Below are 13,706 nucleotides of genomic sequence, written 5' to 3' on the forward strand. Positions count from 1 at the left end.
CTGGACACAATTAATGTAGTGGGGACTTGGGGTGGCTGGCAAGTCTTTTTTATTTTTGGCACAAAATTAGTGCAGTACTCTGCATTTTTCCTTTGCAAAGCTCTGCACTTTTATTTTGCACTAAACAGGAGGGTTTGATCCTTTAAAAATTCCATTTTTTGCTCGAGTTTTTAATGTCTCTTTCACACGATTACTCGTGTTTTGAGATTCTTGTTCATACATCCATGCATAAAGGCCAAACATATGGGTATTCCGTGTTAATGTATTGATGGCATTATCTAATGTAATGATGAATACCGCACATTCATTGAAAAAATTAGCGGCTTATTAATCATAGTCTTTGGTCTACAGATGGCTGGAATATTTAAATTTCGGTTTTTCATGCGTGAAAAGAGATGGAGTCTCCGTAAAGAGAAAACAGAAAATATATTTAATTCTATGATTGTCGGTATGGCGTTTGCCACTGGCTGGACTCCTTGTGTTGGTTTGACTTTATCCTCCATTTTGCTTTTGGCTGGATCGACAGAAACGATGTACATTGGAATGTTCTTGCTCTGGTTTTATTCCTTAGGATTAGGAATTCCATTTCTTATCATTTCACTCGCTATTACGCGTTCTTTAAGAATAGTTAAAAATGTTAACAAATGGCTGCCGGCGTTATCAGTAATAAACGGGTGGGTCATGGTTTTACTCGGGGTTCTTCTATATACGGGACAGATGCAAAAAATAAGTGCTTTATTATCGAGTTATTCCGTCTTTTCGTACTAAGGATTGAAAAGGGGTGTTTTTTTTGAAAAAAGTGATAGCAATTATCATATTGTTCGGCTTATTGGGCTGGACTGTCTATGATACAGCCTTTAAGGGAAAATCATCTTCATCTATAGATAATAATAGTTCTTCCTATGTGGAAGGAATTAATAAGGGAAACCGTGCACCAGACTTTAAACTACAAACATTAGATGGCCAAACGGTTGCGCTGTCTGACTTTCGAGGAAAAAAAGTAATTGTCAATATGTGGGCGACGTGGTGTCCACCTTGTCGTGCAGAGATGCCGGATATGCAAAAATTTTATGAGAAATACAAAGATGAGGGGGTTGAAATATTAGCGGTAAACTTGACACAAGCCGAAAAAAACAAAGAAGACGTTGCTCGTTTTTTAAAGGACTATGGAATTACGTTTACTGTAGTTCTTGATGAAATGGGGGAAGTGTCTGAGAAGTATCAAGCTCAAGCCATTCCGACGAGTTATCTTATTGATTCGAAAGGAATCATACGCGAAAAGATTACAGGACCGATGAGCTATGATTGGATGGTAGAGAAAATTGCTTCCATGGAATAAACTCCGTTTTTTAGGGAGGAGATGGACATGAGCACTCCAATTCTAGTTGTCGAAGACGAAGCGAAAATTAGGCAATTAGTAAAAATATATTTAGAAAAAGAAGGATATGAAGTATGGGAAGCGGGAAATGGAGAAATGGGAATGGATATGTTTTTAAAGTGTTCCCCTTGTTTAATTATTCTGGATCTCATGCTTCCTAAAATGAATGGAATAGAGCTATGCAAACAAATTCGTCAGGACTGGAAACATGATGTTCCAATCATTATGTTAACAGCTAAAATACGGGAGGAAGATCGTGTTGCTGGGTTACAGGCGGGAGCAGACGATTATGTAATAAAGCCGTTTAGCCCCAGAGAGCTTGTAGCCCGTGTGGAAGCCGTGTTGCGACGAACAGAACAACGATGCAATAAAATTTCTTATAACGGATTAACTATTAAGCTGTGCAGGGGAGAAGTTTGGTTGCATGGACGGCAAATTCACCTTACTCAATCTGAATTTCGCCTTCTTCACTTTTTCATGCAACATCCTAATCAAATTCTTTCCCGGGAACAGTTGTTAGAACAGTTGTATCCAAATGGAGAAAAATGGGTGATGGAGCGTACTATTGATGTGCATATAGGAAAATTGAGGGAAAAATTAGAAGATAACCCTTCGCAGCCAAAATGGATTCAAACGGTTCGAGGAATGGGGTATAAATTTGTTGCGTCTTAAATTAAAAACTTTGCAAGAAAAACTATATTCCCGAATTTTTTGGAAATTAATCGCGATTAATGTGTTAGTCATTGGCAGCGTTATTTGGTTGACAGGTGTTTCCGTTAATGACTTTGCTTGCTTTTTAGTGAATCAATTTAATATGGTTGGAGAAGCAAGGAAAGCCTTTTTTAACAGTACCATGGAATATTATTTAATTCGTACGAGCATCATCGCAGTAATTGTCGCGGTTGTTTTGCATTATTATTTAACAAGGAAAGTCGTGGCTCCGCTTCAGAAACTCGTCCAATCAACTAAAAAATTAACTAGCGGTCAGTATCCTCAGCTTCTCGAAGTGGCTTCGAAAGACGAAATTGGCGAACTGACGAAGAACTTTAATCAGTTGATTATCCGTTTAAAAAAGATAGAAGAAGCAAGAAAAAATATGATTAGTGATATGGCTCATGAGTTACGCACGCCTTTGACCAATCTAAATGGATATCTAGAAGGATTAAGCCAAGGCGTATTAAAAGGAGATGAATCATTGTTTCAATCACTTTACGAGGAATCTGCGCGATTAACGCGCATGGTCAATCAACTCGATCAATTAACAGAGTGGGAGTACAAACATTTACATCATTTTGAGCTAAAAGATAAAGTGGATATAAAGCCGTTCATAGAAGAGTGTGTAAAATTGTTTCAGTTAGATTTGGAGCAGCGCGGCATCTCCTATATCGTTTGCATCGAAGAGGCACAAGTTCTCGTTGACCGGGATGGCCTGAAGCAAGTAATGAACAACTTAATACAAAATGCTATTCAATATAAGATAGGAGATGGGGATATTTGTATTTATGGCAGAAAAGAGGAAGGAATGTACAAGGTGACGGTGCAAGGAGAAGGAGAACCGATTCCTGAAGAGAAAAGAGAATGGTTATTTGAACGATTCTATCGAGTAGATTCAGCAAGAAGTAGAAATACCGGCGGAACGGGGTTGGGGCTATCGATTGTGAAAAAGATTATCGAACGTCATATGGGAGAAGTAGGAATGTATTCTGAAGGGAATACACATTCGTTTTGGTTTACGATACCGTTAGCTTCTAGAAAATTGGACAGCAGTAATTGAAATTAGCTTCTGTCTGTTTTTTGATCATGCATAAAACAAAAGATAAGATCCCCTCCCGCTCTTTGGCAAGTGGGAGAGGACATATTTACGGTTTTCAACCCAAAATATTTGCCTCAACATTGCTTCTGCTTGAGGAAACGGAAGCCCCAATTTCCATCCCCCCATTCCTCTAATGCCATATTGAGAAATTAATCGATATTTCGCAATAATGCTCCGGGCATCCTCAAACCATACCACATGTTTATTTCCTTTTTTATCTGTATAGAAAAAGTATGGCGATTTTGATGAGGGATCGTATATAATTGACGACCCGTGATCCATGGCAAGTTTTACAGCTTCATTTTGTGAATGGGATGTTCCTTTTGTCGCGCCGTTTCGCAAATAGATCCAATCATAAGCATACATAGCAATACCTAAAAATAGTTTCTGCTTCGGAACGGTATTTACTGCATAATTTAAAGTAGCGCGCACTTGATTAATGGGTGCGATCGGTCCAGGAGGCCCTCCAAAGCAGTGCCAATCATACGTCATGAGAAACATATAATCGACAACTTTTCCTAACGCCGCATAATCATACCCCGCAAAATGAGATGGATACCGATCTCCTTGTTTAGGAGGCACAGAAATGAAAACAGTGAATCCAGACGGTCGCAATTTATTAGCTAGTTCTTTCATAAACAGATTCAGTGCTGTCCTATCTTCGGAACGTACTTCCTCAAAATCAATATTTACCCCTTTGAAATCATTGTATCGGAGTAACCGTTCGATATTATTGATTAATTTTTTTCTTAAGGATGGATTATTCAAAATATGGTGTGCTAATTGATGATCAAATCCCTTTGCACTTAGGTTGGTAATAACGGCTACTGGTACCATATGTTGCTTTCATCCTTCAGTAATGTCCGTTATTGCTTGCAATGAACTTAAATTTCCATTCCAATCCGGATGATATTCGAATACACCGATTTGACTGACCAAGGGGCGATAATTACGTAGTAGCGATTGATCAGATTCTTTATTTTTCGGCACCATATAAGCACCTGTCATAATACGGTGTTTTTTATATTGCGGAATGTAGATCTTTGCTTCTTACTACGGAAGGGTCTTTAATACCATTGAACCGAGCTAATTGCCAAACCGAAAGAGAATGGCGGTTTGCAATCGTCCACAATGATTTTCCTCGAGAAATCGTATATGTTGTTCCTGGAATAAGAAGAGACTATCCAGGCACAATTTGATCGGTAGAAAGATCGTTCATTTTTTGAATACTGCTTACGGTTTGATTGTATTTGTTGGCGATTTTCCATAACGGTTCCCCTGCTTTGACTTCATGGATGATAAAAGAGCTGCTTGTGGACTGGGCAAAGGCCTGAGTGTGGAATTGGATAATGGCTAAACATAAAATTATAGTGGCTAGAACAATTTTGTTCATTTGAATAAAACCTCCCTTCAGAATTGTTTCCTAGGATATAATTTGTGCCATTTGTGAATGTATATTCTCCTATATCGCAGTATAACTTTCAAAACCTATGTTCTAGAGTGGTGAAAACGATTTTTATTTTTCTATGCGGCGGTTGTTTTTTAAGAAAAAAGTGCAGAGCATTTCAGTATATAAATTTGTTTATATCGTATAAAAATTCAATCTGAATTCTCGCTATTGGGGGCTTGACATGGAGCCTCTACAACCATGATTCTTTTGCAAAGCGGCCAACTGCAACAGACTTGGCAAACCCAAACATGTTACCATGGCTGCCCCTCCATGTAAAGCCTCTCAGCATAACCATTGCATAAAAATTTTGCACATTTCTGTACTTTAATGGTTCTTACGCAATCTTGGTGATAGGGAGGAACTAATTGAGAAAAATAGTGTGTAGAATTTTTAGCTTCTTATTCTCAATTATGTCGACTTTTCACCAAAAGAACGTAAGAACCACTTTAATTTTGCAATAAACAGGCGGTCAGGATATTGTCAGTTGTGTTGATGTTTTGGATAGATTAAAACATGGCAATAGGGCATGAGAGGGTATGATAAAAATCAATAAGGAAAATGTGTTGACAGATGGAGAGAAGTTAAGTAATATAAAATATACATATACACGTATATGTAATTTATATGTGTATATGTGTATGGATACACGGATAATAATGTACCCGTGTATAGGGAAATTTTTTTAATCCAAAATATAAACGAAAAAATAAGGAGGCATCAATTATGAAAGTAGCTATTATTGCTGCAAATGGTGGTTTGTTTGATGCGTACAAAGTATTCAATATCGCGACGGCTGCGGCGGCTGTCGAGGCGGAAGTGGGAGTATTTTTCACGTTTGAAGGATTGAATTTAATCCATAAAGAGGCGCACAAACAACTTCCGATCCCAGCGGGAAAAGAACACTTCCAACAAGGATTCCAAAAAGCGAAGGTTCCGTCAATTGAAGAACTTCTCCAAATGGCGCAAGAAATGGGCGTGAAGTTGATCGCCTGCCAAATGACGATGGACGTGATGGGGCTTGAGAAAGAACAGTTTGTTGATGGAATTGAAGTCGCTGGAGCGGCCACATTTCTGCAATTTGCGAAAGACGCCGATATTACATTAGCGTTTTGATCATTAGGAGATGAATGAGAATGAAGAAAGTCACTGTCTATACGACAACGACGTGTCCGTATTGCGTGATGTTAAAAAATTTCTTGCGCGAGCAAGGCATTCCGTTTACTGAGGTGAATGTTCAACTAGATCCAGCGGCAGCGCGCAAGTTAGTTGCAACAACTGGGCAAATAGGCGTGCCACAAACGAAAATTGACGAGCAATGGGTGCTCGGGTTTGACCAGGAAACAATTATGCAATTATAGAATCGATAAAAAGAGATTTTGTCCCAAAAATAGTCTTTGACACCGCCAAGAGGATACGGCATTTTGATCATTCATCTTTTTAGAGGGAGGGTATAGTCGATGGCAAAAATCATTTCAGTTAAAGAAGTGGCCAATAAAATTATTCGCGGCGAAAAAATGTTTATCGTTGATGCCCGCAATGCAGAAGAGTTTGCTAATTGGAGAATTGAGGGAAAAAACGTAGAGGTCGTCAATATCCCATATTTTGAAATTCTCGATGGGGTGGAGCCGTTTTTAGATCGCCTGCCGAAAGATAAAAACACGACGATTTATTCGGTTTGTGCAAAAGGCGGTTCGTCGGAGTTTGTGGCGGAACAGCTCGAGCAAGCCGGATATCAAAACGTTTACTCGATTGAAGGCGGCATGAAAGCGTGGAGCGAGCATTTAGAACCAGTTAAAATTGGAGAGTTGAAAAGTGGTGGCACGCTCTATCAATTCGTTCGCCTTGGCAAAGGGTGCTTATCTTATCTTGTCGAGTCCAACGGCGAAGGGGCGCTCATTGATACAAACCGCATGACAGATGTATACGTTCGGTTTGTGAAAGAACACGGTATTACCATTAAGCATGTGATTGACACCCATCTGCATGCTGATCATATTTCTGGAGGCCGCAAGCTGGCCGAACAACTTGGAGCGACGTACTATTTGCCACCGAAAGATGCGGAAGAAGTGACGTTTTCTTACACGCCGATTCAAGATGGGGATCGCATCCAAGTTGGCAACGTGGTGATCAAGGCGTTGTATTCGCCGGGGCATACGATCGGGAGCACGTCGTTTATTGTTGATGATCAATATTTATTAACAGGGGATATTTTGTTCATTGACTCGATCGGCCGCCCAGATTTGGCTGGGAAGGTACAAGACTGGGTCAGTGATTTGCGTCAAACGTTATATAAACGCTATAAACAACTCGCTGATGACTGGGTTGTTTTGCCAGCGCACTATATGGGACCGAATGAAATGAACGAGGATGGAAGTGTGGCAGAGGCGTTAGGCGTTCTCTATAAGCAAAATCATGGTTTAAATATTGGAAGCGAGGAAGAATTCCGAAAAACGGTGACAGAGAACTTGCCGCCGCAGCCGAACGCGTACAAAGAAATTCGGCAAACGAACATGGGCAAACTTTCTCCGGACGAAGAACAGCAACGGGAAATGGAAATAGGGCCGAACCGTTGCGCTGTACGATAACCGAGCCGTTTCATAGCATATAGCAGCTAAAAAGAAAAGGGGGCTTGGTATGCAGTTGCATCGAGCCCTCTATTTTTTAAAGCCGTCTCACTTTGGATCGTTGTATAACGTTCGCGATCTTTCGTTTTCACCTTGCTTTTGATATGATTTAATGCAAGGGCAAGACACAATAGCAGGAAGGTGAACATATAGCTGGACATCGTTTTCATTATGAAAAAGCGGAAAAACTGCTCGATCCAAAACGAAAGGAATGGATTTCTCCCGAACAAGTGATTTCTGTCTTATCTGTTCAACGGGACGATGTGATCGCTGATCTTGGAGCAGGGAACGGCTATTTTACCATACCGCTTGCTAAGGAAACAAATGAGAAAGTACATGCTGTCGATGTACAACCGGAAATGATCCAACTGCTAAAACAGCGCGCGGAACAAATGGCGATTACTAATATTGAGTATCAGGTCGCGGATGTCAGCTCTACTGCCCTTCCATCTCATTCTATTGATAAAGGTTTAATGGCATTCGTGTTTCATGAGGTTGAGCCAAAAGATGCTGTGATGGATGAAATTCGCCGCATTATGAAGCCAAACGGACAGTTTTTGTTCATTGAATGGGAAGTGATTAACAGTGAAATGGGACCGCCTGTGCACGAACGAATCGCTTCAAGTAACTTGCTTGCTTATTTGAAAACGAAAACGAGCCAGGTAGAGTTCATTCGTTTTCATCCGGCAATATATGGAGTTTTAATCCACTATTGAGTAGTAGCGGATTAAAATGAAAATATTTCTGTTGATTATATACCTATAAGGGTATATAATACAATCGTAATAAGGAGGCGGTAAAACGGGTGGATAAAATCATTTGGTTACTATTATTAGTATTAGGGATATTGTTGCTGGCTGTTTACCGTCGGTATTATCCAGTGGGGAGAATTCGATGCATCCAGTCAGCTGATGTGCCCAAACACTTGATTAAGGTCGATCTTCGTGATTATAATGAAGTAAGTCAGGACGGCCTTAAAGGGACATTGAATATTCCTTTGGCGTATTTGAAACGACATGTTTTCCTTATTCCACGGCAATCGTTGCATGTCATTGCTAAGGATTCCGTGGAAAAAAATTTAGGTATCCGTTGGTTGCGCCGCTACGGTTATAATGTCCAAAGTTACTCCTTGGCCGTCTGTCGTTGCCAGGAAAGGAGCCATACTAAAAAATGGAGTACAATAAAGAAATCAAAAACCGCTTAAAACGAATCGAAGGACAAATTAAAGGGGTTCTTGGTATGATGGAGCAAGGAGAAGATTGTAAAAGCGTCGTTGCCCAACTGTCGGCAGCGCGCAATGCGATTGATCGCGCCATTGCGGTGATCGCCAGCTCTAATTTGGAACATTGTCTTCGTGAAAGTTTGGGAAAAGGCGAGAAAACGGATCATCTTGTGAAAGAAGCAGTGGAATTGCTCATAAAAAGTCGCTAAAATCGTCGCGTCAACAAGTATAAAAGGTGTTGACAACACTCTTTTTATTAATAATTAATATACCCATAGGAGTAATAGTAAATCAAGGAGGTTATCAAAAATGAATGTAGCAAAAGTATTGGATGCGAAAGGATTGTCTTGCCCGATGCCGGTCGTTAAAGCAAAAAAAGCGATGGATGAATTAACGTCTGGTCAAGTATTGGAAGTCCAAACAACCGATAAAGGGGCAAAAAGCGACTTGCCGGCGTGGGCGCAGGCAAGCGGCCATAAAGTGATCGATATTAAAGAAGAAAATGGCATTCTAACTTTCTGGATCGAAAAAGGATAATACGATCGCTTACTGTACACTTGCATATGATTCATGGAGGGGGACGAAAGATGTCGCAACAAAAGAAAAAAACGACAATCATTTTGTTTAGCGGCGATTACGATAAGGCAATGGCGGCGTACATCATCGCCAACGGCGCCGCTGCTTACGATCATGATGTAACGATTTTCCATACGTTCTGGGGGCTGAACGCATTGCGTAAAGACGCCCACGCTCCAGTCCAAAAAGGATTTTTAGAAAAAATGTTTGCGAAAATGATGCCTCGCGGCGCCGACCGCATGGGCTTGTCGCGAATGAATTTTGCGGGCATCGGCCCGAAATTGATTAAACATGTCATCAAAAAACACAATGCCATGCCCCTTCCGCAACTCATTGACATGGCGAAAGAGCAAGGGATGAAGCTCGTAGCCTGTCAAATGACAGTCGATCTTTTAGGATTGAAGCCGGAAGAACTGATTGATGGAATTGAATTTGCAGGAGTGGCCGCGTATTTAGCCGATGCTTCTGAAGGAAATGTAAATTTGTTTATTTAAATGAGGGGACATCAACATGGTCCAAACAATTGTTAACATCGTTTTATTCATTCTCATTATATGGTTTATCACAAGCAGAGTGTTGCCGCCGAAGGGAGTGCGGATGATCACCCCGACGGAACTGAAGCAGCAACTGCGGAAAAAAGATGTGCAATATGTTGACGTCCGCACACCGATGGAGTTTCGAGCTCACCATTTGCCGGGATTTAAAAATATCCCACTGAATGAACTTCCTTCTCGGGTACATGAGCTGTCAAAAGAAAAAGAAGTAATCGTCATTTGCCAAAGTGGTATGCGAAGCATGAAAGCGAGCAAACTATTAAAGAAAATGGGTTTCCGACATGTGACAAATGTGAAAGGCGGAATCAATGCATGGGTGTAAAGGAGGGGGAACGAGATGAAGACGATCACAGCAAAAGAAGTGGAAACGTTGCTTCGTGAGGGAAAGCCGCTGAATATTGTCGATGTGCGTGAAGCGGATGAAGTCGCGGCTGGAAAAATCCCAGGGGCTATGCATATTCCGCTTGGGCTCATTGAATTCCGAATGGATGAGCTTGATAAAAATAAAGAGTATATTCTTGTCTGCCGTTCCGGCGGGCGAAGCGGACGGGCGGCAGAACTTCTTGAAAAACATGGATATCGCGTTGTCAATATGACTGGCGGCATGTTAGCGTGGGAAGGGCCGGTCGAGTAATTAGTGAAGGAGGAATGTAGCGTGATTCAAGTGAATTTGACAGTCGATGCGAAAGGATTATCTTGCCCGATGCCGATCGTAAAAACGAAAAAAGCGATCAATGATCTTGAACCGGGGCAAGTGCTCGAAGTGCAGGCGACGGATAAAGGTTCGAAGGCGGATATCAAAGCATGGGCCGAAAGCACAGGACACCAATATCTCGGGACGATTGAAGAATATGGGGTGTTAAAGCATTATATCCGTAAAGCAACTGACAGTGAGACGAAGAAAGAAACGAAATTTCCAAATGTCGTTTCGAATGAAGAATTGCACAATCAAATGGACGATCCATCTGCTTTGATTTTAGACGTGCGCGAACCAGCAGAATATGCATTTGGCCATATTCCTGGCGCCTTGTCGATTCCGCTTGGAGAATTAGAAGATCGCATTAATGAGTTGCCGAAGGATAAAACGATTTATGTTGTTTGCCGTACTGGCACGCGCAGCGATTTAGCGGCACAAAAATTAACAGAAAAAGGATTTACTAATGTATGGAATGTTGTTCCAGGCATGTCCCAATGGAACGGGCCGCTCGATACAGCTCAATCCTGATTGAGCGGTTTTTTAAATTTGACGTACGTAACGAAAGCGATTTTCATGATTGGAAAATTGAAGGGGAGAACTTTGAATATATTAATGTTCCATACTTTGAGTTGATTGATGGTGTCAATTCGGTAATCGACCGCCTTCCAAAAGAAAAAGAGGTTGTCGTCGTTTGTGCCAAAGGCGGTTCAGCGACGTTTGTTGCAGAACAATTAGTAGAAGCAGGATTTGACAATATTTATACGCTCGTTGGCGGCATGAAAGCGTGGAGTGAACATCTTCATAAAGCAAAAGTATATGAAGATGACAAGATGAAAGTATATCAATTCATTCGTGTCGGAAAAGGATGTCTCTCTTATATGGTGATTTCCGGAAAAGAAGCGCTTGTCGTGGACCCGTCGCGGTTTATTGATGTATATGAACAAGTCGCAAAAGAAGAAGGAGTAGCGATTACGCATATCGTCGATTCCCACTTGCACGCCGACCATATTTCCGGCGGAAAAGCGCTAGCGGAACGGACAGGAGCGACATACTATTTGATGAAAAGCGAAGGAGCGGTGTTTGATTTCGAACCGCTGGAAAAACATGACCGCATTGATTTTGCGCAAGTGCAATTAGAAGTATTAGCGGTGAAAACGCCAGGGCATACGCCGGGAAGTGTTTCCTTCTTCGTGAATAATCAATTGCTTTTCTCTGGAGATACAATTTTTGTCGGCGGACTCGGACGCCCGGATTTAGGCGGAAAAGCGGCGGAATGGGTCGCGGATTTGTATGACACGGTATACGAAAAAGTAGCCGCGATTGCGGATGATGTAATCGTTCTGCCTGCCCATTACGCTAATTTGGATGAAGAAATGAGCAAAGCGGGATATATCGGCGATACATTAGGTAACATTCGCGCCCGCAACGACATGATGCGGTATAAGCAAAAACAAGAATTTATCGATATTGTCGTTCAAAACGCGAATACAGAGACACCGCCAAACTTTGAAGATATCGTAGCGATTAACCGCGGGCTAAAAGCGGTCGACATCGAACAGCAGCAAGAACTCGAAATCGGCCCAAACCGTTGTGCGCTGCATCATACTCGTTAATTGAGGAGTGAGAAAATGAATGCAAATAAGATCATAGATACAAAAGGATTATCTTGTGCCATGATCGTTGTGAAAGCAAAAAAGGCTATCGATGACTTACCGCCCGGCCAAATACTTGAAATCGAAACAACGGATCAAGGAGCAAAAAATGATCTAACCGCTTGGATAAACGTAAGCGGTCATGAGTTAGTCGATTATAAAGAAGAAAACGGTGTATGGAAATTTTGGATAAAAAGAAAATAATCATTCGGGGGACATTAAGTGCCCCCTATTTTTCACAACGTCAAAAGGAGTGACGTGTTGATGGAAGTGACGCTGAATTTCATCATCGTGATTTTTCTCATAGGTTTTATCGGTTCATTCATTTCTGGAATGGTTGGCATTGGCGGGTCCATTATTAAATATCCAATGCTTCTCTATCTTCCACCGCTATTTGGTCTTGCCGCGTTTAGCGCCCATGAAGTATCGGGCATTAGCGCCGTGCAAGTTTTTTTCGCCACGATTGGTGGTGTATGGGCATATCGAAAAGGCGGTTATTTAAATAAAACGTTAATTCTTTATATGGGGATTAGTATTTTAATCGGCAGTTTCATCGGCGGCTACGGCTCCAAACTGATGAGCGAAGGAACGATTAACGTCGTTTACGGTATTTTGGCGGCTTTGGCAGCCATCATAATCTTTGTACCGAAAAAAGGGATTGATGATATTCCGTTGGACAAAGTGATCTTTAACAAATGGTTGGCCGCCGCATTGGCATTTCTGATCGGAATTGGCTCCGGGATTGTCGGGGCGGCGGGGGCGTTCCTTCTCGTTCCTGTGATGCTCGTGATTCTGAAAATACCTACTAGAATGACGATTGCCACTTCATTGGCTGTCACCTTTATTTCTTCCATTGGCTCGACATTTGGCAAAATCACCACTGGTCAGGTCGATTACATCCCTGCCCTCATTATGGTGGTTGCCAGTTTGATTGCCTCGCCGCTAGGGGCAAAAGCAGGACAAAAAATGAATACAAAAGTACTCCAAGTCATTTTAGCCGTTTTAATTTTGGCAACGGCGGTGAAAATTTGGGTCGATATTTTGTAGATGAATTCTTTAGATAAAGCAACCGCAGCGCGGTGCACTATAATTGAAGATTCTTTGCCTACTGAATACTAAGTTTTTGCTCTGCATATAACTAAGCTGACTGATGCCTGCTATATGATGAAGAAAGGTGGTTAAACGAATATGTTCCATTATACGGTCGAAGTACAAAAGGAAATGAACGAGGCGATCGAGCAGCTGGAAGAGATCTTGAAAAAAAGAAGGTTTCGGGGTTTTGTGGCAGTTTAGTGTCACGGATAAATTGCAGGAAAAAGGGGTTGGTTTTTCGATCCCGATGGTCATTTTGGAAGTATGCAATCCGCAGGAGGCGGCGCGGGTGCTGTCGAAAAACATATCCGCCGGTTATTTTTTACCGTGCAAAATCGTCGTCTATAAAGAGAACGGAATAACCAAAATCGGAATGCCTAAACCAACGATGCTGGTCGGCATGATGGATGATCCGGAACTGAACAAGTTAGCCGAGGATATTGAACAACGGTTTATATCGTATATCAATCAATGCCGATGACGTCAAAACGGGCATTGAAAAATTGCTGCCATGAATAGCAGGGGTGTGTCAATAATTTTGTGTAAATAACCCTATTTCCGGTAGAAAAGTTAGCCTGCTTATTTTAGTTGATAAAACTTCTATCTCTAGGTTAAACACAGAGCCACAGCGGTAGCTGCTTGTCCTTG

At 41.5% G+C, this 13,706-nt stretch carries 21 protein-coding genes and 1 pseudogene; 19 read left to right on the top strand and 3 right to left on the bottom strand.

Going from position 1 to position 13,706, the window contains the following annotated elements; translation table 11 throughout:
- Window positions 1-333 precede the first annotated feature (333 nt).
- From GJS40_RS08385 to GJS40_RS08400, 4 genes are read left to right on the top strand one after another with little or no spacing between them, the layout of a single operon-like run.
- On the top strand, window positions 334-768 hold the full coding sequence (locus GJS40_RS08385) for a cytochrome c biogenesis CcdA family protein (protein ID WP_456298384.1): 435 nt from the start codon (window positions 334-336) through the stop codon (window positions 766-768).
- A gap of 31 nt (window positions 769-799) precedes the next feature.
- Entirely contained in the window at window positions 800-1,339 is a 540-nt protein-coding gene (locus tag GJS40_RS08390; protein ID WP_333723906.1) for a TlpA disulfide reductase family protein, read from the top strand.
- 27 nt (window positions 1,340-1,366) lie between these two features.
- Complete coding sequence (locus GJS40_RS08395) at window positions 1,367-2,050, top strand: response regulator transcription factor (protein ID WP_270897433.1); 684 nt, start codon at window positions 1,367-1,369, stop codon at window positions 2,048-2,050.
- A complete protein-coding gene (locus GJS40_RS08400; RefSeq protein WP_270897434.1) occupies window positions 2,037-3,152 on the top strand; it encodes a sensor histidine kinase in 1,116 nt (371 codons plus the stop codon). Before GJS40_RS08395 ends, GJS40_RS08400 begins: the two co-directional genes overlap by 14 nt.
- Window positions 3,153-3,176: 24 nt before the next feature.
- Here the strand turns inward: GJS40_RS08400 and GJS40_RS08405 are convergent, their stop codons facing one another.
- From GJS40_RS08405 to GJS40_RS08415, 3 genes are all read right to left on the bottom strand, one after another.
- Window positions 3,177-4,028: a glycosyl hydrolase family 18 protein gene (locus GJS40_RS08405; RefSeq protein WP_270897435.1), complete on the bottom strand. Its 852-nt coding sequence runs from the start codon at window positions 4,026-4,028 to the stop codon at window positions 3,177-3,179.
- A 9-nt stretch (window positions 4,029-4,037) separates the two neighbouring features.
- On the bottom strand, window positions 4,038-4,184 hold the full coding sequence (locus GJS40_RS08410; RefSeq protein ID WP_270897436.1) for a hypothetical protein: 147 nt from the start codon (window positions 4,182-4,184) through the stop codon (window positions 4,038-4,040).
- A 187-nt stretch (window positions 4,185-4,371) separates the two neighbouring features.
- Complete coding sequence (locus GJS40_RS08415; RefSeq protein WP_270897437.1) at window positions 4,372-4,584, bottom strand: LysM peptidoglycan-binding domain-containing protein; 213 nt, start codon at window positions 4,582-4,584, stop codon at window positions 4,372-4,374.
- Between the two features lie 780 nt (window positions 4,585-5,364).
- Between GJS40_RS08415 and GJS40_RS08420 the strand changes: the two genes are divergently transcribed.
- The 15 genes and pseudogenes from GJS40_RS08420 (at window position 5,365) to GJS40_RS08490 (ending at window position 13,539) form a co-directional block, all read left to right on the top strand.
- Entirely contained in the window at window positions 5,365-5,754 is a 390-nt protein-coding gene (locus GJS40_RS08420) for a DsrE/DsrF/DrsH-like family protein (RefSeq protein ID WP_108897616.1), read from the top strand.
- Between the two features lie 20 nt (window positions 5,755-5,774).
- The gene (locus tag GJS40_RS08425; RefSeq protein ID WP_270897438.1) at window positions 5,775-5,999 is read left to right on the top strand and encodes a glutaredoxin family protein; all 225 of its coding nucleotides are present in this window, start codon (window positions 5,775-5,777) and stop codon (window positions 5,997-5,999) included.
- A 99-nt stretch (window positions 6,000-6,098) separates the two neighbouring features.
- Window positions 6,099-7,226 carry an MBL fold metallo-hydrolase gene (locus tag GJS40_RS08430; RefSeq protein ID WP_270897439.1) on the top strand — a complete coding sequence of 376 codons (1,128 nt, stop codon included), beginning with the start codon at window positions 6,099-6,101 and terminating at the stop codon, window positions 7,224-7,226.
- 188 nt (window positions 7,227-7,414) lie between these two features.
- Window positions 7,415-7,981, top strand: coding sequence for a class I SAM-dependent methyltransferase (locus GJS40_RS08435; protein WP_270897447.1), 567 nt, complete (start codon window positions 7,415-7,417; stop codon window positions 7,979-7,981).
- A gap of 89 nt (window positions 7,982-8,070) precedes the next feature.
- Window positions 8,071-8,469, top strand: a complete 399-nt coding sequence (locus tag GJS40_RS08440) for a rhodanese-like domain-containing protein (RefSeq protein WP_270897440.1) — start codon at window positions 8,071-8,073, stop codon at window positions 8,467-8,469.
- On the top strand, window positions 8,436-8,696 hold the full coding sequence (locus GJS40_RS08445; RefSeq protein ID WP_270897441.1) for a metal-sensitive transcriptional regulator: 261 nt from the start codon (window positions 8,436-8,438) through the stop codon (window positions 8,694-8,696). Before GJS40_RS08440 ends, GJS40_RS08445 begins: the two co-directional genes overlap by 34 nt.
- Before the next feature lie 100 nt (window positions 8,697-8,796).
- The gene (locus GJS40_RS08450; protein WP_108897621.1) at window positions 8,797-9,024 is read left to right on the top strand and encodes a sulfurtransferase TusA family protein; all 228 of its coding nucleotides are present in this window, start codon (window positions 8,797-8,799) and stop codon (window positions 9,022-9,024) included.
- A gap of 50 nt (window positions 9,025-9,074) precedes the next feature.
- The gene (locus tag GJS40_RS08455; protein ID WP_270897442.1) at window positions 9,075-9,557 is read left to right on the top strand and encodes a DsrE/DsrF/DrsH-like family protein; all 483 of its coding nucleotides are present in this window, start codon (window positions 9,075-9,077) and stop codon (window positions 9,555-9,557) included.
- Between the two features lie 16 nt (window positions 9,558-9,573).
- Window positions 9,574-9,939 (top strand): rhodanese-like domain-containing protein, encoded by a 366-nt coding sequence (locus tag GJS40_RS08460; protein ID WP_094245782.1) that lies wholly within the window; start codon window positions 9,574-9,576, stop codon window positions 9,937-9,939.
- A gap of 15 nt (window positions 9,940-9,954) precedes the next feature.
- Window positions 9,955-10,251, top strand: coding sequence for a rhodanese-like domain-containing protein (locus tag GJS40_RS08465; RefSeq protein WP_270897443.1), 297 nt, complete (start codon window positions 9,955-9,957; stop codon window positions 10,249-10,251).
- Between the two features lie 21 nt (window positions 10,252-10,272).
- Entirely contained in the window at window positions 10,273-10,842 is a 570-nt protein-coding gene (locus tag GJS40_RS08470) for a sulfurtransferase TusA family protein (protein WP_270897444.1), read from the top strand.
- Complete coding sequence (locus tag GJS40_RS08475; protein ID WP_270897445.1) at window positions 10,809-11,927, top strand: MBL fold metallo-hydrolase; 1,119 nt, start codon at window positions 10,809-10,811, stop codon at window positions 11,925-11,927. Before GJS40_RS08470 ends, GJS40_RS08475 begins: the two co-directional genes overlap by 34 nt.
- A 15-nt stretch (window positions 11,928-11,942) precedes the next feature.
- The gene (locus GJS40_RS08480; RefSeq protein ID WP_108897626.1) at window positions 11,943-12,170 is read left to right on the top strand and encodes a sulfurtransferase TusA family protein; all 228 of its coding nucleotides are present in this window, start codon (window positions 11,943-11,945) and stop codon (window positions 12,168-12,170) included.
- A 60-nt stretch (window positions 12,171-12,230) separates the two neighbouring features.
- Window positions 12,231-13,013, top strand: coding sequence for a sulfite exporter TauE/SafE family protein (locus GJS40_RS08485; protein ID WP_270897446.1), 783 nt, complete (start codon window positions 12,231-12,233; stop codon window positions 13,011-13,013).
- Window positions 13,014-13,154: 141 nt separating this feature from the next.
- A pseudogene (locus tag GJS40_RS08490) lies at window positions 13,155-13,539 on the top strand (DUF302 domain-containing protein).
- Window positions 13,540-13,706: the final 167 nt, after the last annotated feature.

This window comes from Aliibacillus thermotolerans (assembly GCF_027853235.1).
In the GTDB taxonomy this organism is placed as follows: domain Bacteria; phylum Bacillota; class Bacilli; order Bacillales; family Marinococcaceae; genus Aliibacillus; species Aliibacillus thermotolerans.

Bases quoted from the DNA above. Each gene is read 5' to 3' on its own strand.
- GJS40_RS08410 (WP_270897436.1), bottom strand. From the start codon at position 4,184: ATGGTGCCGAAAAATAAAGAATCTGATCAATCGCTACTACGTAATTAT.
- GJS40_RS08430 (WP_270897439.1), top strand. From the start codon at position 6,099: ATGGCAAAAATCATTTCAGTTAAAGAAGTGGCCAATAAAATTATTCGC.
- GJS40_RS08485 (WP_270897446.1), top strand. From the start codon at position 12,231: ATGGAAGTGACGCTGAATTTCATCATCGTGATTTTTCTCATAGGTTTT.
- GJS40_RS08415 (WP_270897437.1), bottom strand. From the start codon at position 4,584: ATGAACAAAATTGTTCTAGCCACTATAATTTTATGTTTAGCCATTATC.
- GJS40_RS08455 (WP_270897442.1), top strand. From the start codon at position 9,075: ATGTCGCAACAAAAGAAAAAAACGACAATCATTTTGTTTAGCGGCGAT.
- GJS40_RS08460 (WP_094245782.1), top strand. From the start codon at position 9,574: ATGGTCCAAACAATTGTTAACATCGTTTTATTCATTCTCATTATATGG.
- GJS40_RS08420 (WP_108897616.1), top strand. From the start codon at position 5,365: ATGAAAGTAGCTATTATTGCTGCAAATGGTGGTTTGTTTGATGCGTAC.
- GJS40_RS08425 (WP_270897438.1), top strand. From the start codon at position 5,775: ATGAAGAAAGTCACTGTCTATACGACAACGACGTGTCCGTATTGCGTG.
- GJS40_RS08465 (WP_270897443.1), top strand. From the start codon at position 9,955: ATGAAGACGATCACAGCAAAAGAAGTGGAAACGTTGCTTCGTGAGGGA.
- GJS40_RS08450 (WP_108897621.1), top strand. From the start codon at position 8,797: ATGAATGTAGCAAAAGTATTGGATGCGAAAGGATTGTCTTGCCCGATG.
- GJS40_RS08445 (WP_270897441.1), top strand. From the start codon at position 8,436: ATGGAGTACAATAAAGAAATCAAAAACCGCTTAAAACGAATCGAAGGA.
- GJS40_RS08480 (WP_108897626.1), top strand. From the start codon at position 11,943: ATGAATGCAAATAAGATCATAGATACAAAAGGATTATCTTGTGCCATG.
- GJS40_RS08395 (WP_270897433.1), top strand. From the start codon at position 1,367: ATGAGCACTCCAATTCTAGTTGTCGAAGACGAAGCGAAAATTAGGCAA.
- GJS40_RS08405 (WP_270897435.1), bottom strand. From the start codon at position 4,028: ATGGTACCAGTAGCCGTTATTACCAACCTAAGTGCAAAGGGATTTGAT.
- GJS40_RS08475 (WP_270897445.1), top strand. From the start codon at position 10,809: ATGGAACGGGCCGCTCGATACAGCTCAATCCTGATTGAGCGGTTTTTT.